This window comes from Mesorhizobium subarcticum (assembly GCF_055456085.1).
Window position 1 is genome coordinate 4,412,672 of sequence record NZ_CM144237.1, and the last position, 16,886, is coordinate 4,429,557.

Below are 16,886 nucleotides of genomic sequence, written 5' to 3' on the forward strand. Positions count from 1 at the left end.
GAATGACGGACCGGTCGTGCATCGCGCGCGCCTTGGCGATGGCGGTTGCACTGGCCGCGAGCGGCACGCTCGCCTTGCCCAGCGCGGCCAGGGCGGACAATGACGTCGTCTATGTCTCGTCGACCAAAAATGCGTCGATCAAGGTCGCCAAGGGCAAGCCCAAGACGATCGTGACAAGTGCTGCCTTCTACCAGATCGTCATCGGCGATCCGGATATCGCCAACGTCAACCCGCTGACCGACAAATCCTTCTATGTGCTGGGCAACAATCTCGGCACCACCGGCATCGCGCTGTTCGACGAGAAAAAGCAGCTCGTTGGCACCGTCGACATTGAGGTGACGCTCGACACCGATCAACTTGCCAGCACCATCCGCGCCAGCGTGCCGGACGCCAAGATCAAGGTCGGCTCGGCCAATGGCCGTGTCGTGCTGTCGGGCGAGGCGGATGACGCGGTTGCCGCCGAAAAGGCGAACCAGATCGCCACGCGCTTTTCCGGCAAAGAGGACGTGATCAACTCGGTCAACATCTCGTCGTCGCAGCAGGTCCAGCTCAATGTTCGCTTCGTCGAGATCAACCGCCAGGCGGGGCAGGACCTCGGCGCCAAATACAGCGCCAATTTCGCCTATGGCCTCGGCGGGCGTAGTGTCGTGCTGAACCCGGATGGGGCGTCGGTGCCGACGGTGGGTACAGGCGAGATCATTGGCAGCCTGCTGTCGAACGGCGTGTCCATCGATATCGCCGTCAAGGCGCTGGAGGAACGCGGCCTCGCCCGTATGCTGGCCGAGCCCAACCTGATCGCCCGCTCCGGCCAGACGGCAAGTTTCCTCGCCGGGGGTGAATTCCCGATCCCGGTTTCGGAGGACAACGGCAAGATCTCCGTCACCTACAAGAAATACGGCGTCAGCCTGGACTTCACGCCGACTGTGCTCAAGGACGGGTTGGTCAGCCTCGACATCGCGCCGGAAGTCTCTTCGATCGACGCGTCGGCGTCTTACAACATCGGTAACATCTCCGTGCCGGGCTTCATCGTGCGGCGTGCCAAGACGTCGGTCGACCTGAAGAACGGCCAGAGCTTCATGATCGCAGGGCTGCTGCAGACACAAAACGACGTCACCACGTCGCGCATCCCCGGCCTCGGCAAGATGCCCGTTCTTGGACCGCTGTTCTCGTCGAAATCCTACCAGCGGCGCGAGACCGACCTGGTCATCCTCGTCACGCCCTATCTGGTCAAGCCGGTCGATCCGTCGAAGAAAATGGTCGAGCCCACCGATGGCACGCAGCCGCCCAGCAATGCCGATTACTTCCTCAACAACACCGAGGAAGTGAAGGCGTCGGACAGCGGCCGCGCGCTGGCGTTGGCCGATGGCAGTGCCGCACGGGCCGCTCCCACCACCACGGTCGGGCATTTCCTCGACCTGCCGAAGGACTGAAGCCATGCGTCTGGTCCTGAGATCGAGCCTCGCCCTGCTTCTTGCCGGTTTCGCCGGCGGCTGCACCAGCGACGATTACACACGCAGCGAAGGGGTGACGACCGGCGCCGGCAACGCCCAGGCCGCCAACACCGCCATGCAGATGGTCGACCCGTGGAAATACGGCGTCCAGAACACCAGGCTTCTCGTGCCGGCCAAGTCTGGCAATGCCGGACCTGTCACGCCCGATCAGGCGGCGGGCGCGAAGGCATCGCAGACAAGCACCGAAAACTGATCCACAAGGCGATCTGACAGGCGGCGAGAATGGCAAACGGCATCAAGACCAAGAAGATCCTGCTCGTGTCGACGGACAGGACCTTCGTGCAGAACACGAAGACCGCATTCACCGCCTCCGAGATCATCCAGCTCTCGACGGTGGAGAAGAGCGTCACCGAACTGCGCGGCGAGGTGCAGGAGACCGACTTCGGCGCCATTATTGTCGACATGGACGCGGCGAGGCTGGAGGAAGTCGAGTCGCTGCAGCGCATCATGCGCCGGCTGGAGGGCAAGACGCCGGTCGTCGTGGTCACCCAGGAGTTCAACGCCGCCGCCGTGCGCATCCTGGTGCAGCTCAAGGTCGCGGACTTCCTGGTCAAGCCGATCACCACGGCCGATCTGGTGCGCTCGGTCGTGCGGGCCCTGCAAGGGCCGGGGCGGGAGGAAAACACCGAGTCGCAGATCTACACCTTCATGCCGGCCGCCGGCGGCGTCGGCACCACGACACTGGCGCTGCAAACAGCATTCCAGCTGCATCATTCGGTGACGCGCGGCGCTTCGACCTGCGTGGTCGACCTCAATTTCCAGCAGGGCGCCTGCTCCGAATATCTCGACCTCGAGCCGCGTTTCGACATCACCGAGATCGAGAACCAACCCGAACGCCTCGACCGGCAACTGCTCGACGTGATGCTGTCCAAGCATGCCAGTGGCCTGTGCGTGCTGGCGGCGCCGACGCACCCGGCCGAGATGCGCTCGTTCAAGACCGATGTCGTGGTGCGCATGCTGGACCTCGTCTCGGCCTATTTCGACAATGTCGTCATCGACATGCCGCGCACCTGGTTCCCATGGACGGAGACCGTGCTGCTTGGCTCCAACAAGCTCTATATCGTCGCCGAGATGACGGTGCCGTGCCTGCGCCACACGCAAAGGCTGATCCAGGCGGTCTACGAGACCGCCGGCAAGGAAGTGAAGCCCAACGTCATCGTCAACCGGTTCGAGCAGAAGATGTTCGACAACGGCATCAAGCAGGCGGACGTCCAGGAAATCCTCGGCGAGCATTTCGTTGGCGGCATCGCCAACAACTACCGGCTGGTGCGCGAGGCGGTCGATCGCGGCGTGCCGCTGCATGAGATCGATCCCAACGCCAATGTCATCAACGACCTGAAAAAGATCATCCTTCCGGAAGAAGCAGTCGCGACCGGGGCCAAGTCGAAGTCTCTGTTCAGCATTGGCAGGGGCCTCTTGAAGAGGAAGGCCGGATGACCAGCCGTTTTTCCACCCTGCAGAACCGCGACGCGCGCCCGCAGCGTCCGGCGGACACAGCGCCGGTCGCCCATCATGCGGTCGTCATTCCATCCAACCGAAAGGCTTTGCCGGCAAAACCGGACGTCGCACCGGGAAAAAACGCCAACAAGGTGCTCGATGCCCGCGTGCGCATTCACCGCATGCTGCTCGAGGAGATTAACCTCGTCGCGCTGGAGCGTCTGCCCAAGGACGAGATGCGCCGGCAAGTCCATGATTTCGTTTCGGAAAAAACCCGCCAGGAGCGGATGGCGATCAACACCGCCGAACTCGACGCGCTGGTCGACGACATCGTCGACGAGATGGTCGGCCTTGGTCCGCTCGAGCCGCTGCTCAAGGACCCCGACATCAACGACATCCTGATCAATGGCCACCAGAATTGCTTCGTCGAAAAGAAGGGCAAGCTGCAGCAGGTCCATATCCCGTTCAAGGATGAGGCGCATCTGTTGCGCATCATCAACAAGATCGTTGCCGCTGTCGGCCGCCGGGTCGATGAATCGCAGCCGATGGTCGATGCGCGCATGATGGACGGTTCGCGCTTCAACGCCGCCATCCGCCCGGTGGCCGTCGACGGGCCGCTGGTGTCGATCCGCAAATTCTCCAAGAACAAGCTTGGCCTGCACAGGCTGGTCGAGTTCGGGGCCATCACCCAGAACATGGCCGAGGTCCTGGCGGCGGCGGTCCATGCCCGCAAGACGACGATCATTTCGGGCGGCACCGGCACCGGCAAGACGACGATGCTCAACGCTCTGTCGGCCTTCATTTCCGAAGACGAGCGGCTGATCACCATCGAGGATGCCGCCGAACTTCAGCTGCAGCAGCCGCATGTCGCGCGCATGGAGACGCGCCCCGCCAACATCGAGGGCCATGGCGAACTGAAGCAACGCGATCTCGTCAAGAACGCGCTGCGCATGCGACCCGACCGTGTCATCCTCGGCGAGTGCCGCGGCGAGGAGGCTTTCGACATGCTGCAGGCGATGAACACCGGCCATGAAGGGTCGATGGCGACCATCCACGCCAACACGCCGCGCGATGCCATTTCGCGCCTCGAACAGATGCTGGGCATGACCGGCATGCCGATGACGGTGCAGTCTATCCGCAGCCAGATCTCCAGCGCTCTCGACCTGATCGTCCAGCTGACCCGGCTTTCCGACGGCAAGCGCAAGGTGACGAGCGTCGCCGAGGTGACCGGCATGGAAGGCGATGTCATCCAGATGCAGGAGATTTTTCGCTTCGTGCGTACCGGCATGGACGCCGACGGCGGGATTCTCGGTTATTTCGAGGCGACCGGCATTCGGCCGCGCTTCCTCGAGGATCTGCGCGCCATGGGTATCGAGTTTCCCGGACGCTATTTCGAACCCGGCCGACCGCAGGAGTAGCCAAGGTGTTCGACGGGTTCAGCGCGATCTATGTCATCTATGCCGGGGCAGCGCTCACCGGCATCATGATCGCCGAGGCCTGTTATCTTCTCTATGCCGGCCGCAGTGACAAGCGCACCGCTATCAACCGGCGCATGAAGCTGCAGGAAAGTAAGATCAGCCAGGAGCAGGTACTGATCCAGCTGCGCAAGGAGCGCGGCCTCGATGAGGGCACATCGCTGTTCTCGCCGGATCGGTTGCGCGCCTTGCGGACGCAGTCAGGCATGATCATGCCGATGTCGAAGTTCCTGATGATCACGTCAGGCGTAGCGCTGGCGATGGCCCTGGTCGCCATGTGGTATGGCTTGCCGCCGCTGATGGGGCTTCTCCTGTTCGTCGTGCTTGTGCCGTTGGTGCCGGTGATGGTGATGCGCTTCAAGCGCAAGCGCCGGCTCAAGCGGTTCGGCATCCAGCTGCCCGAGGCGCTGGAGCTGATCACGCGCGGTCTCAAGGCCGGTCACCCGGTGCCTGTGGCCATTGCCATGGTGTCGCGCGAGATGCCTGATCCGATTGGCACCGAATTTGGCGTCATCGCCGATGAGGTCACCTATGGTTCCGACCTGGTCTCGGCGTTGAATTCGCTATTCGACAGGGTCGGCCATGAGGATCTGCCGCTGTTCATCACCGCCGTCTCGATCCAGTCCAGTTCGGGCGGCAATCTGCGCGAGATCCTCGACGGGCTGGCGTTGACGATCCGCGAGCGCGGCAAGCTGCGCCGCAAGGTGCGCGCCATCTCGACCGAAGGTCGCATGTCGGCCTACATCCTGACGGCAATACCGGCACTGCTGTTTGCCGCCATCATGGCGCTGATGCCGGGCTTCTACCGCGACGTCTGGGGCGAGGCGAAAACCTGGTACCTGATCGGCGGGTCGGTGACCTGGCTGATGCTGGGCAATCTGATCATGTTCAAGATGTCGAATTTCAGGTTCTGACATGCAGGGCTTCGTCGAATTCCTTGCCTCGCTTGCACCGACCTCATTGATGCCGGTGGCCATCCTGCTGTTGGCCCTGGGCACCGTCGCGGTCGCCTGGCCGATGGTGACGGCGAAGGGCGACCGCAACGACGTGAAGCGCCGTCTCAAGGTCGACCATGGCCCGGTGGCGACGAAACCCGAGCCGGTGCAGAAGAAGAACGCCGACGTCGTGCGCGACAAGGCGGTGAAGCGGGCGCAGGCGTTCTACGCCAAGAGCGATCCGGAAAATGTCGCGCGGTTGCGCATGAAGCTGATCCAGGCCGGCTACATGGAGCCGCGCGCGGTAGGCATGTTCTTCATCATACGCTTCTCGGCGTTGGTCGGCGGCGCGCTTGGCGCCTTTGTCCTCAACCAGTTGATGGCCAGTGCCGACGCGACGATGGCCAGTCGCTGGGCGTTCATCATCCTGTCGGGCGTGGCCGGCTACTTCCTGCCCGGCCTGGTGCTGACCCAGAAGACGCGCGAGAAGATGCGCGAATACCGCAACGGTTTTCCCGATTTCATGGACCTGATGATCGTCTGCTCGGATGCCGGCATGAGCATGGAAGCCGGCATCGAGCGCGTCTCGAGGGAACTCGCCAGGACCTATCCGGCGCTCAGCCAGAACCTGCAGCTTGTGTCGCTGGAACTGAGGGCCGGGCGCAGCCTCGACGATGCGCTGAAGGCACTCGCCGAGCGCCTGAGCCTGGACGAGGTGCGCTCCTTCGCCACGCTGTTGCAGCAGTCGAAGGAACTCGGCACCAGCCTGTCGGGCGCGCTGCGTGTCTTCTCCGACGAAATGCGCCACAAGCGCATGTCGCTGGCTGAGGAAAAAGCGCACGCTTTACCGGCCAAGATGTCGATCCCTGTGACGGTGTGCATCCTGCCGGTGGTGCTGATGATCGCGATCATTCCGATCATCGTAAAGATGACGGGCGCGCATTAGCAGCGCGCCTAGATAGCCACGAGCCTGGAATAGTGCCTGCTCCCAAGGGATGAATTAAAGTGCTCTGTCACCGTATAGGGAAGGTGAAATTTGCGGGATAGGATCAGATACGTTGTCATGGGAGTAGTGGGAATAATTTTTGGCATAGCCTTCGCTATAAGCGGTGCCATTGACATGGATTTTGTCGGCTACCCACGGATTTCCCAATCCAGAGACAGGAAGGACCGTGGCCTATTCCGTAAAGAATGTTGTCGTGTATATATTTCCCTGGCAAATGAATTTAATTTATTGGCTACACGTATTTGAGATTGTGACAGGCATATTGATAGCTGCCTTATATATAGCCACTCTTATTTGGCCAATGAAAATATGGCCCAAGAAAAAATAGTCGAAAAGGATTGCTTGGCGGATCGACAGATCGCGGCGCATCGGCATCTGCAAATCAGCAAATGCGAGTCGACAAAGGCAGAGCAGGGGCCGACAACCCATCATCGGCACTGAATGCGGTCCCGCGATGTGAGAACCTCATGCGAATACTGTTTCTTGCCCTCGCTCTCGCAGCCGCCGGCCTGTTGCCCGCCCAGGCCGCGGCCGACGATTGCGGCGATGCTGCCGCGCTGTTGCGGCAGGCTTATCCCAAGGTTCAAAAAAGCGCCGACGGCGGCTCCTTTACGCTCGAACCGCATACCAGCATTGCGCTCGCGGACCCGCAATACGGTGCGCCGGGCCTGGTCTGCAAGGTCTGGCCCGCCCATGACGATCTGCTGCTCGTCGCGGTGCCGCTGATCGACAGCGCCCAGTCCGGCGACGGCCAGCATTTTGGCGCTATCGAGCTTCTGGTCGTCGACAGGAAGACCCAGCAGGTGCGCCAGCGCCTGCTTCAACCCGGGCTGATGGACGACGACGCCATAGCCATAAGCGGCGTCGAACTCGATACCGGCCGCTATGGGCTGGCGCCCGGTGTCACCGCCTTCGGCCTGCGCATCGAAATGGCGAACCATTCTCAGCCCAATCCTTTCCGTGAAACCGACCTGCGGCTCTACGCCATAACAGGCAATGCGCTGCAAATGGTGCTCGACGGCCTTGTCGTGGCCGGCTTTGGCGGCGAAGGCGACACCAATTGCGCGGGGTCGTTTCATTCCAGCCAGGTCAGCCTGGCGATGAGCCCGGCAAGCCACCACGGCTATCATGACATCATCGCGGTCGGGCGGACGGATACCGACAATCCACTTCCCGACAAGAATGGCGAGTGCCAGTCGCATCCCGGCAAGTCCGTGAGCCGGACCTACCGGCTGCACTATGACGGCAGCCGCTATCCGGTTCCGGCGGCGCTCAAGGTGCTGGACACGCCTTGAGATCCCGCTGGCGTCCGCTGGGATTTGAGGCGTTGCGGCGCGGTGGTTAATGGCCGGTATTCCTGAAACCAAATCTTAGGTGCATTTCGGCACCGAAGTTTAATTGCTCTTCTGTACTGTGACTTCCGAAGAACGACCCGGCAAATCGGGCGACGGGGCAGGGCATGCGTCAGACAAAACTTGCGGCGGTGGCCATGATGGCGGCCGTTCTCGTGATCACCGGGTGCACGACGAACAGCAACGTCGACACCACCAAGACGACCGCAATCCCACCGGCGGCGAAGGATGTCGACACGTCCGATCTGGCGCAAGGCAAGGCGCAGTTTCGCGATGCCAATTATGGCCTCGCCGAACAGCATTTCCGCAAAGCCGTCGAGCTGAAAGCCGACAATGCGGAGGCCTGGATGGGGCTCGCCGCTTCCTATGACGAGCTCGGCCGCTTCGATTTTGCCGACCGCGCCTACAGCCAGCTCTTGAAGGTCGCCGGCCGCAAACCGCAGATCGTCAACAATATGGGCTATTCGCAACTGTTGCGCGGCAACAAGAAGAAAGCCCGGGCACTGCTGCTCGAAGCCAAGGCCGGCATGGCCGACTCCGCGGTCGTCAACGCCAATCTCGCCTTGCTCAGCAAGGGCTGATGCCAGTCTGGTCTTCGCGCCCGGCAAAAGGTGCGATTTCCAGACAGGTGGTATCGACGCTTTGTAAACCCTAACCGCAGCTTGGGTCGAAAGATCAGCTGAAAACCATGTTCGAGGGCTGCCGCTGACCTAGAATGCGGCCTAACCGCCGACGCTCGAGAGGCCCCCGCCTGACATGCTGGATTTCAGTTCGCTCCTGCTTGCAGCCGCCCTGTCGGGTACCTGCCTGGCCGCCACCATGTTTGCGATCTGGTTCACCGCGCCGCGCGCGGGTTTCGTGCTGACGGTGGCGTGCGGCATTCTCGTGCTCGTCGCGCATGTGATCCTGTTCTGGCGATATACAAGGGATCCCGATCCGCTGCTTTGCCAGATCGCGCTGGCGTTGCTCAGCCTGGGCTTCCTCACCATCTGCATTTCGGCCATGCAGTATCTCGGCGTGCCGGACTACAGGCGGGCAATTTTGCCGACATTTGCCGCCATGGCTGTTTGCGCGGCCGCGACCTTCCTCGGCCTTGACGGTGTCGGCTTCATCATCACCTACGCAGTGGTAACCGTGCTGCTCTCGACCATCGGGGCCATGTTCTGGATCAATGGCAGTCACGATCGCCGGATCCTGCTTGTGGTCTCGTTCCTGAGCGGCACCTGTGCGGTGTCGTTTGCCCTTTGCGGCGTGGTTCTGATGGCCAAGGGCCAATGGACGCTCGGCGCGGCGCCAGACAACTGGGCCGAACGCCTGAATTCCGTCGTGGCCGTCGCCTGCATGACCGGTCTCGGCGCCTTGACGCTCTCGCTGCACCATCTGCAGGCGCAGATCGAGCTGAAGGCCGAGACCATGACCGATCCATTGACCGGATTGATGAACCGCCGCGGGCTGACGTCGCTCTATGGCGAACGGACGTTTGGTCCGTTCATGGCGATCGTCATGTTCGACCTCGATCATTTCAAGAGGACCAACGACATCTACGGACATCCCGTCGGGGACCAGGTCCTTTGCCGGTTCGCTGCCGTCATCCGGAAATATGCCAGGACCGGCGTCGACGCCTTTCGCCTGGGCGGCGAGGAGTTCGCCATCGTCATGTCGCGGATGACGGAAGAGCGGGCCCATGATCTGGCCAGTAAGGTCGGCGTTGCCTTCGGCACCGAAATCGTTGCCACCCCGCTCGGTCCCCTGCGCAGCACGGTGAGCGGCGGCATCGGTGTCGGCGGCACCGATGGCAGCACGCTCGACGAGGTGCTGACCGAGGCGGATGCCGCACTCTACGCCGCCAAGCGGGCTGGCCGAAATCGCGTCATCAGCCGTACAAGAATGGGCAAGGCCGAACCGGATAGGCCGGCCTTGCGCTCAGCGTAAGCCTAGAGGCGACTATTCGGCCGCACCCAGATAGTCCGACAGTGGCGGGCAGGAGCAGACCAGGTTGCGGTCGCCGGCAACATTGTCGATGCGCGACACGGGCGGCCAGTACTTTGCCGCCGTGTCGGCGTCGCCGGCGGGATAGGCTGCTTCCAGGCGCGAGTAGGGGTGGGTCCACTGGCCGGCCAGCGTCTCGGCGGCGGTGTGCGGTGCGTTGACCAGCGGATTGTCGGTCAGCGGCCACTCGCCCCTGGCGACTTTCGCCGCTTCACCCGCAATGGCAATCATTGCCTCGCAGAAACGGTCGAGCTCGCGCTTGGGTTCGGATTCGGTCGGCTCCACCATCAGCGTGCCGGCGACCGGAAACGACATGGTCGGCGCGTGGAAACCGTAATCGATCAGGCGCTTGGCGATATCGTCGACACTGATGCCGGCGCTTTCCTTGAGCACGCGGGTGTCGAGGATGCATTCATGCGCGATGCGACCGCTCCGTCCCTTATAGAGCAACGGGAAGTGCGGCGCGAGCCGTGTCGCCACGTAGTTGGCTGAGATGATGGCGGTCTCCGTCGCCTGCTTCAGGCCGGCAGCACCCATCATGCGGATGTACATCCAGGTGATCGGCAGGATGGAAGCGCTGCCGAACGGTGCCGCCGACACGGCATGCGCCGAGCCCTCGGTGACATGGCCCGGCAGATAGGGTTTCAGGTGCGCCTTGACGCCGATCGGGCCAACGCCGGGGCCGCCGCCGCCATGCGGGATGCAGAAGGTCTTGTGCAGGTTCATATGACAGACATCGGCGCCGATATCGGCGGGGCGGGCAAGTGCTACCAGGGCGTTGAGGTTGGCACCGTCGAAATAGACCTGGCCGCCATGCTCATGGATGAGGGCGCAGAGATGACGGGCGCCTTCTTCGTAGACGCCGTGCGTCGAGGGGTAAGTGAACATCAGCGCGGCAAGGTTCTTCGAATGCTCGTTGGCCTTGGCCCGCATATCGTCCATGTCGATATTGCCGTCCTCAAGGCAGCGCACGACGACAACGCTCATGCCGGCCATCGCCGCACTTGCCGGATTGGTGCCATGCGCGGAGGAGGGGATCAGGCAGACGGTGCGGTGGCCCTCGCCGCGCGCGCGGTGATAGGCGCGGATGGCGAGCAGGCCGGCATATTCGCCCTGGCTGCCGGCATTGGGCTGCAGGCTGACCGCATCGAAGCCGGTGATTTCCGACAGCCAGCCTTCAAGCTCGCCGATCATGGCACGGTAGCCGGCCGAGTGCGCCGATGGCGCGAAGGGATGCAGATTGGCGATGCTTGGCCAGCTCACCGGTATCATTTCGGCCGCCGCGTTGAGCTTCATGGTGCAGGATCCGAGCGGAATCATTGACCGGTCGAGCGCCAGGTCCTTGTCGGCCAGCCGGCGCAGCAAGCGCATCATGTCGGTTTCCGACTTGTTCTCATGGAAGACCGGCTGGGTGAGGAACTCCCTTCCACGCGGCTTGCCGGGCACTGTGCGGTCGGCTGAAGACTCGGCCTTGGCGCCGAACAGGGCCGCGATTGCGTCGAGATCGGCGTCGGTCGAGGTCTCGTCAAAGCTGATGCCGACATGGTCGGCGTCGAGGACGCGCAACAGCCGACCGGTCTTTTCGGCGGCGGCCGCGATCTGGGCCGCCTTGCCTTTCATCTCGACCGTCACCGTGTCGAAGCGGCTGGCGCCGAGCACCGAAACGCCTGCCGCCTTGAGGCCGCTTGCCAGGCGATTGGCCAGCGCGTGGATGCCCCCGGCAATCGCTTGCAGTCCGGCGGGGCCGTGCCAGATGGCATAGGCCGTCGCCATATTGGCAAGCAATGCCTGCGCGGTGCAGATGTTGGAGGTCGCCTTGTCGCGGCGGATATGCTGTTCGCGCGTCTGCAAGGCGAGGCGGTAGCCGGGCCGGCCCTTGCTGTCGGTCGACTGGCCGACCAGCCGGCCGGGCATCAGGCGCGTTAGCCTGTCGGAGACTGCACAATAGGCGGCATGCGGGCCGCCAAAACCCATCGGCACGCCAAAGCGCTGCATCGGACCGACGGCGATGTCGGCGCCGAGTTTCGCCGGCGCATCGGTCAGCGTCAGGCCAAGCGGGTCGGCGATGAAGACGACGATGGCGCCGGTGGCGCGAGCCTTGTCGATCGCGGCCTTGTGATCGCCATAGACGCCAAAGGTGTCGGGCCAGGAGACGAGCAGGGCGGCCGTGTTGTCGTCGATCGTCTCGCCGTCGATCTCGATGCCGAGCGGTTCGGCGCGGGTGCGCACGACATCCAGCGTCTGCGGATGCGGCGTGCCGGCCAGCGCTACCTTGGTGCGCTTGTCGCGGTGGTGGCGCAGCGCAATGCCGACCGCTTCGGCGACCGCGGTTGCCTCATCGAGCAGCGAGGCCGAAGCCACCGGCAGGCCGGTCAGTTCGGTGACCAGCGTCTGGAAATTGAACAGCATTTCCAGCCGTCCTTGGCTGATCTCGGCCTGATAGGGCGTATAGGCCGTGTACCAGGCCGGATTTTCGAACAGATTGCGCTGGATGACCGGCGGCACGTGGACGCCATGATAGCCGGCGCCGATGAAGCTCTTCAGCACCGTGTTCTTCGCCATGATCGTCGACAATTCGGCCAGCGCCTCGGCTTCGCTCGCCGGTGCGGGCAGGGCTAGCGGTGCGTCAAGGCGAATCGATTGCGGCACGGCCTGGCTGATCAGCGTCTCGACCGAGGGAACGCCGATCACCGCAAGCATGGCTCTGACATCGCTAACATCAGGGCCGATATGGCGGGCCGAGAAAGGGGTAAGTGCTGCGCTCATCGTTTTTAAGTCCTGTTGTCAGGCGATATGGGCTTTGTAGGCGGCCTCATCCATGAGGCCGGCGAGCTGGCTTTCGTCGGCAAGCTTCATCTTCCACAGCCAGCCGGCGCCGGTCGCCGCCGAGTTGACCAGCGACGGGTCGGACGACAGCGTGCCGTTGGCCTCGGTGATCTCGCCATCGACCGGCGCGTACACATCCGAGGCTGCCTTGACGGATTCGACGACGACGGCGGTGTCGCCCTTGGAGAGCATCTTTCCCACGTCCGGCAATTCCACGAAGACGAGGTCGCCGAGCTGCTCCTGCGCGTAGTCGGTGATGCCGACGGTGGCGATGCTGCCCTCGACACGGAGCCATTCGTGATCAGTGGTGAAATAGGTCGTTGCCATTGAATTCATCCTTTGCGGTAGCGATGAGGGGTGAAGGGCAGGGAACTGATTTCGACGGGGATTTTCGTGCCGCGCACATCGGCGAAAACCCGTGTCCCAGGCTTTGCCAGCGCTGTGGCGACATAGCCCATGGCGACCGGATGGCCTGCCGAGGGGCCGAAGCCACCCGACGTGACATGGCCGGCGGGGTTACCGTTGGCGTCGAACAGGGCAGCACCGGCGCGCACTGGCTGGCGGCCCTCTGGTTTCAGCCCGACACGTTTTTGCGCCGGTCCGCGTTCCACGGCGTCACGCAAGGCATCGGCGCCGATGAAGGCGCCGGAAGCGCGGATTTCCCTGGGGATTGCCCACATCAGCGCGGCCGCGGCCGGGTCGGTCTCCGGCGTGATGTCCTGGCCGTGCAGGCACAGCCCGGCCTCCAGCCTTAGTGAGTTGCGCGCGGCAAGGCCGATCCACAGCACACGCTCATCGGCAAGTAATTTCGCGACCAAATCGCGCGCGTCCGCCTCCGGCAGGCCGATCTCGAAACCGTCCTCGCCGGTATAGCCCGACCGGCTCATGAACCAGTTTTTTCGCGGCTCGACACCGTGCATGAACAGCAGCGATCCCGTTTCGATGCCGGCCCGTGAGAGTGCTGCCCAGGCTTCCGGACCCTGGATCGCCAGGAAGACGCGGTCGAGCGGCTCGACCTTCACATCGAAATCAGCGGCCAGCGCGCGGAGATGCGTTTCGTCGGCGACGGCGTTGCCGGCATTGGCGACCACCATGAACCTGTTCTCGCCGAGGCGGGTGACGATCAGGTCGTCCAGGATGCCGCCGGCCTCATTGAGGAAGAAGGACAGTTTGGATTGCGAGATGTCGAGCGCGCCGGCGTCCAGCGGACAGGCACGGTTGAGCAGCGCAACCACTTGCGGCCCGCTGACCTCGAACAGTTTCATGTGCGAGATGTCGAACAGGCCGGCATGTTCGCGGGTATGCAGATGTTCTTTCATGACGCCGGCCGGATAGGTAAGCGGCATCGACCAGCCGGCAAAGGCGCCAAAGCGCGCACCGGCTGCGGTGTGAATATCTTCGAGGGGAAGGTGTTTGCTGTCGTCGCCCGTCATGTCGTCTCCAGAGTCGCACGCAATCGGCCGCTGATGGCGACCAGTCCGTGCCCCTCTGTCTGAAGCCTGAGAGACTCGCGCAGCCGGAACTCTGTCAGCGGCGCTTACACCTTCGGCGCGGGGGCAAGCCCCGACTTTCCAGAGTGTCTTTCCCGTCTACGGTTCTTTTGCCTGAGAGATTTCGGGCGATTTCCCCTTCGGCGACAGCTCTCGCTGTTCTCTCCCGCAAACAGGTAGGACTCATTTCCGAGCCCTCGACGCGCCATCCATAGCCCGTCGGCGACACCTTGTCACCTCCCAGCGACATCAAAGGTGCGTCGTGCCGAAACGGAGTCAGCTCTTTGTTTTGATGCATGTCGTTCTCCCAAAACCGCTGCACACTTTTGGGCGACATGCATTGGCTGACAAGTCTTCGCTAACCACGCCGTTTGCCGGTTTTTCAAGACACTGCTGATAGAACAGGCCGATGTAACGCTTTGGGGCGGACGGGGACGGCAAATGGGCGAATTGATCATGAGCGCGCCGGTGGCGGGGCTGACCTCGAAGAATCGCATTGCCTCGGAAGATGTGGCGATGCTGCGCCGCGAGGTGTTCGCCGACGGCGTGGTGACGCGCGGCGAAGCCGAGGCGCTGTTCGCGCTCGACCAGACAGCGCGCGACAAATGCGCGGATTGGGCGCCCTTCTTCGTCGAGGCGGTGACCGACTACATTGTCCATCAGGAAAAGCCCTCGGGCTACATCTCGCAGGACAATGCGGACTGGCTGATCCGCACCATCTCACGCGACGGCATGGTCGACAGCCGTACCGAACTCGAATTGCTGGTCCACGTGCTGGAAGAGGCAAGATCGTCGCCGGGCCAGCTTTGCGTCTATGCGCTGGAGCAGGTCGCCCACGCCGTCATCGACGGCAAGGGTCCGCTGATGCTGGGTGGTGCACTGGTGCCCGGGCTGATCGCCAAGGCGGAAGTCGAATTGCTGCGCCGCATCCTCCACGCCCATGGCGGCGACGGCAACATCGCCATCACCCGCGGCGAGGCCGAGGTGCTGTTCAGGATCAATGAACGGACCGCGCAGGCCAAGAACGATCCCTCCTGGAATGATCTGTTCGTCAAGGCGATCGCCAATTTCGTCATGTGCTCGGCTGGCTATGAAGCCCCAACCCGCGATGTGGCGCTGCGCCAGGAAAGCTTCCTCGAACGCGCAGACCCGGAAATCGGCGGCTTCTTCAGCCGCATGGTCTCCGGCGGCCTTGCCGGCATCATCGAGGCCTATCGGTCCCCAGATGACATCGAGGCCGAATGGGAGGCGAAGAACAGGGCAGCCGAGGCCTTGGCCCGCCGTGCCGATACGATCGATGCCGGAGAAGCCAAATGGCTGGTCGGGCATATCGGGGTAGACAGGCCTTTGTATGAGAATGAGCGTGCTCTGCTCACGCTCATCAAGCACGCTTCGCCGGAGATCCATCCGGCTCTGAGGCCTTTGCTCGATCAGGTTGCCTGAGAAGCCGGATTCTGGCGGGCCGGAAAATACCCTATCTGTTTCGATAGGGTTCTTCGGCCACGAAACTCCTTTAGGGTTGGGCAGGGACGTCCACTCTAAGGGGGAGTAAAACACATGACTGCATTTCGTAAGATGCTTGCTCTGGTATTTGCCGCTGGCCTTTGCTCGACAACGCTGGCTTTTGCCGGCGGGATGACGCCGGAAAAACAGGCCGATGCGCGCACCAAGGTTGAAACCGCCGTGGCGCTGGCCAACATCGCCAAGGCTGACAAGGACGGCGACGCCATGCTCGTCGCTGCCAAAATGCTGGCGGAGGCCGGTCCGGTGGCCGAGCAAGGCGCCAAGATGAAGGACGGCAAGCCGACACTCATGAACACCGCCAAGATGGCCAAAATGGCTAAGGAAATGGGCGCTGATGCCAAGAAGGCCGATGCTGTTGCAAGCATGGCCACGTCGAACGGCGAAACGGCGCGCAGCGACGGCTACTGGTACTACAGCTGCGATTCCTACAACAACTGCCAGTGGATCTACGCCGGCTATTGAGAGAGCCGGGGGGCTCAAAACATAGCATGGCGTTGGTGATCGGCCCGTTGTCTCATTGGCGGGCCGATCACAACGTTCGTATGAGGCTAGATGCCGCCATACCAGTCGTAGCCATTGTCTTCCCAATAACCGCCGCGACCACCGCCGACATCAGCGAAGCCGTCGACCAGTTCGATCTTGTAGAGATATTTCGGCATCTTGTAGCCGAGCTGGCGCTCGACGCGGACGCGCAGCGGTGCGCCGTTTTCGACAGGCAACGGCTTGCCGTTCAGGCCATAGGCCAGGATCGTTTGCGGGTGGCGGGCGTCGATGAGGTCGATCGTGCCGTAATACTTGATGTCGCCGGACAGGCTGCGGTCGATCGTGTCGAGGCAATGGAACATGACATAGCGCGCCTGAGGCTTGACCACCGCCTGGTCGAGCACCAGCGACAGCGGCGTGCCGGTCCATTTGGCGATGCAGCTCCAGCCTTCGACGCAGTCGTGACGGGTGATCTGGGTGCGGCTCGGCATGTTCATGAGCTGCTCGCGGCTCAGCGACAAAGGCTTTTCGACAAGGCCCGATACTTCCAATCGCCAGTCGGTAAAATTGTTGGCGAGCAGGGCCTTATAATCATCATCGTCGGGCGAGGTGACGCCATTTGGCCGCTGCGGTTGGCGGATGTCGGCCTCGGTGAACTCCGGCGCCAGCGCGTCGCGCCCGGCAAGCAGGCGTTGCGCGCGGTAGGTCAGGCCATTGGCGTTTTCGAGGAAACCGCGCAGGCCGCTGCCAATGCTCAGCTGACTGTCGAAGGCGTCGCAGCCCGACAGCATGATGCCGGAGGCGCCGAGGCTGGCGGAGGTCAGGAATTTGCGGCGGCTGATTTCGAATTTTGCCATG

General features: G+C 62.7%; 15 protein-coding genes and 1 riboswitch. Of the genes, 11 read left to right on the forward strand and 4 right to left on the reverse strand.

Annotation, left to right across the window (positions count from 1 at the left end; translation table 11 throughout):
* Nucleotides 1–2 precede the first annotated feature (2 nt).
* The 9 genes from ACZYHG_RS21490 (at nucleotide 3) to ACZYHG_RS21530 (ending at nucleotide 9,648) form a co-directional block, all read left to right on the forward strand.
* Nucleotides 3–1,430 (forward strand): type II and III secretion system protein family protein, encoded by a 1,428-nt coding sequence (locus ACZYHG_RS21490; RefSeq protein WP_464610277.1) that lies wholly within the window; start codon nucleotides 3–5, stop codon nucleotides 1,428–1,430.
* A gap of 4 nt (nucleotides 1,431–1,434) precedes the next feature.
* On the forward strand, nucleotides 1,435–1,704 hold the full coding sequence (locus tag ACZYHG_RS21495) for a hypothetical protein (RefSeq protein ID WP_464610278.1): 270 nt from the start codon (nucleotides 1,435–1,437) through the stop codon (nucleotides 1,702–1,704).
* A gap of 29 nt (nucleotides 1,705–1,733) precedes the next feature.
* On the forward strand, nucleotides 1,734–2,948 hold the full coding sequence (locus tag ACZYHG_RS21500) for an AAA family ATPase (protein WP_464610279.1): 1,215 nt from the start codon (nucleotides 1,734–1,736) through the stop codon (nucleotides 2,946–2,948).
* Entirely contained in the window at nucleotides 2,945–4,366 is a 1,422-nt protein-coding gene (locus ACZYHG_RS21505; protein WP_464610280.1) for a CpaF family protein, read from the forward strand. The genes ACZYHG_RS21500 and ACZYHG_RS21505 overlap by 4 nt, the downstream gene beginning before the upstream one ends.
* Nucleotides 4,367–4,371: 5 nt before the next feature.
* A complete protein-coding gene (locus ACZYHG_RS21510) occupies nucleotides 4,372–5,337 on the forward strand; it encodes a type II secretion system F family protein (RefSeq protein WP_464610281.1) in 966 nt (321 codons plus the stop codon).
* Nucleotide 5,338: 1 nt separating this feature from the next.
* Nucleotides 5,339–6,304, forward strand: a complete 966-nt coding sequence (locus tag ACZYHG_RS21515) for a type II secretion system F family protein (protein WP_464610282.1) — start codon at nucleotides 5,339–5,341, stop codon at nucleotides 6,302–6,304.
* Nucleotides 6,305–6,831: 527 nt separating this feature from the next.
* The gene (locus ACZYHG_RS21520; protein ID WP_464610283.1) at nucleotides 6,832–7,659 is read left to right on the forward strand and encodes a PA3715 family protein; all 828 of its coding nucleotides are present in this window, start codon (nucleotides 6,832–6,834) and stop codon (nucleotides 7,657–7,659) included.
* Between the two features lie 164 nt (nucleotides 7,660–7,823).
* Nucleotides 7,824–8,297, forward strand: a complete 474-nt coding sequence (locus ACZYHG_RS21525) for a tetratricopeptide repeat protein (RefSeq protein ID WP_464610284.1) — start codon at nucleotides 7,824–7,826, stop codon at nucleotides 8,295–8,297.
* Nucleotides 8,298–8,472: 175 nt separating this feature from the next.
* Nucleotides 8,473–9,648, forward strand: a complete 1,176-nt coding sequence (locus tag ACZYHG_RS21530) for a GGDEF domain-containing protein (protein ID WP_464610285.1) — start codon at nucleotides 8,473–8,475, stop codon at nucleotides 9,646–9,648.
* A 12-nt stretch (nucleotides 9,649–9,660) separates the two neighbouring features.
* On the opposite strand, the gene gcvP is transcribed toward ACZYHG_RS21530, so the two are convergent.
* Genes gcvP through gcvT form a run of 3 tightly spaced genes read right to left on the reverse strand, consistent with a single transcriptional unit; the run spans nucleotide 9,661 to nucleotide 13,964 of the window.
* Nucleotides 9,661–12,471 carry an aminomethyl-transferring glycine dehydrogenase gene (gene gcvP / locus ACZYHG_RS21535; RefSeq protein WP_464610286.1) on the reverse strand — a complete coding sequence of 937 codons (2,811 nt, stop codon included), beginning with the start codon at nucleotides 12,469–12,471 and terminating at the stop codon, nucleotides 9,661–9,663.
* A gap of 18 nt (nucleotides 12,472–12,489) precedes the next feature.
* Nucleotides 12,490–12,858 (reverse strand): glycine cleavage system protein GcvH, encoded by a 369-nt coding sequence (gene gcvH, locus ACZYHG_RS21540; protein ID WP_464610287.1) that lies wholly within the window; start codon nucleotides 12,856–12,858, stop codon nucleotides 12,490–12,492.
* Between the two features lie 5 nt (nucleotides 12,859–12,863).
* Nucleotides 12,864–13,964 carry a glycine cleavage system aminomethyltransferase GcvT gene (gene gcvT / locus ACZYHG_RS21545; RefSeq protein ID WP_464610288.1) on the reverse strand — a complete coding sequence of 367 codons (1,101 nt, stop codon included), beginning with the start codon at nucleotides 13,962–13,964 and terminating at the stop codon, nucleotides 12,864–12,866.
* Between the two features lie 149 nt (nucleotides 13,965–14,113).
* Nucleotides 14,114–14,200: riboswitch (glycine riboswitch) on the reverse strand.
* A gap of 262 nt (nucleotides 14,201–14,462) precedes the next feature.
* Here gcvT and ACZYHG_RS21550 point away from each other — a divergent pair.
* Both ACZYHG_RS21550 and ACZYHG_RS21555 read left to right on the forward strand, forming a co-directional pair.
* Nucleotides 14,463–15,464, forward strand: a complete 1,002-nt coding sequence (locus ACZYHG_RS21550) for a hypothetical protein (RefSeq protein WP_464610289.1) — start codon at nucleotides 14,463–14,465, stop codon at nucleotides 15,462–15,464.
* Between the two features lie 114 nt (nucleotides 15,465–15,578).
* Complete coding sequence (locus ACZYHG_RS21555) at nucleotides 15,579–16,007, forward strand: hypothetical protein (RefSeq protein WP_464610290.1); 429 nt, start codon at nucleotides 15,579–15,581, stop codon at nucleotides 16,005–16,007.
* 86 nt (nucleotides 16,008–16,093) lie between these two features.
* On the opposite strand, the gene ACZYHG_RS21560 is transcribed toward ACZYHG_RS21555, so the two are convergent.
* A complete protein-coding gene (locus tag ACZYHG_RS21560; protein ID WP_464610291.1) occupies nucleotides 16,094–16,885 on the reverse strand; it encodes a molybdopterin-binding protein in 792 nt (263 codons plus the stop codon).
* Nucleotide 16,886 lies beyond the last annotated feature (1 nt).

Excerpts from the sequence above, each read along its gene's own strand:
- ACZYHG_RS21495 (WP_464610278.1), top strand. The coding sequence starts at position 1,435 with ATGCGTCTGGTCCTGAGATCGAGCCTCGCCCTGCTTCTTGCCGGTTTC.
- ACZYHG_RS21525 (WP_464610284.1), top strand. The coding sequence starts at position 7,824 with ATGCGTCAGACAAAACTTGCGGCGGTGGCCATGATGGCGGCCGTTCTC.
- ACZYHG_RS21550 (WP_464610289.1), top strand. The coding sequence starts at position 14,463 with ATGGGCGAATTGATCATGAGCGCGCCGGTGGCGGGGCTGACCTCGAAG.
- ACZYHG_RS21560 (WP_464610291.1), bottom strand. The coding sequence starts at position 16,885 with ATGGCAAAATTCGAAATCAGCCGCCGCAAATTCCTGACCTCCGCCAGC.
- gcvP (WP_464610286.1), bottom strand. The coding sequence starts at position 12,471 with ATGAGCGCAGCACTTACCCCTTTCTCGGCCCGCCATATCGGCCCTGAT.
- gcvT (WP_464610288.1), bottom strand. The coding sequence starts at position 13,964 with ATGACGGGCGACGACAGCAAACACCTTCCCCTCGAAGATATTCACACC.
- ACZYHG_RS21505 (WP_464610280.1), top strand. The coding sequence starts at position 2,945 with ATGACCAGCCGTTTTTCCACCCTGCAGAACCGCGACGCGCGCCCGCAG.
- ACZYHG_RS21520 (WP_464610283.1), top strand. The coding sequence starts at position 6,832 with ATGCGAATACTGTTTCTTGCCCTCGCTCTCGCAGCCGCCGGCCTGTTG.
- gcvH (WP_464610287.1), bottom strand. The coding sequence starts at position 12,858 with ATGGCAACGACCTATTTCACCACTGATCACGAATGGCTCCGTGTCGAG.
- ACZYHG_RS21530 (WP_464610285.1), top strand. The coding sequence starts at position 8,473 with ATGCTGGATTTCAGTTCGCTCCTGCTTGCAGCCGCCCTGTCGGGTACC.
- ACZYHG_RS21500 (WP_464610279.1), top strand. The coding sequence starts at position 1,734 with ATGGCAAACGGCATCAAGACCAAGAAGATCCTGCTCGTGTCGACGGAC.
- ACZYHG_RS21555 (WP_464610290.1), top strand. The coding sequence starts at position 15,579 with ATGACTGCATTTCGTAAGATGCTTGCTCTGGTATTTGCCGCTGGCCTT.
- ACZYHG_RS21515 (WP_464610282.1), top strand. The coding sequence starts at position 5,339 with ATGCAGGGCTTCGTCGAATTCCTTGCCTCGCTTGCACCGACCTCATTG.
- ACZYHG_RS21490 (WP_464610277.1), top strand. The coding sequence starts at position 3 with ATGACGGACCGGTCGTGCATCGCGCGCGCCTTGGCGATGGCGGTTGCA.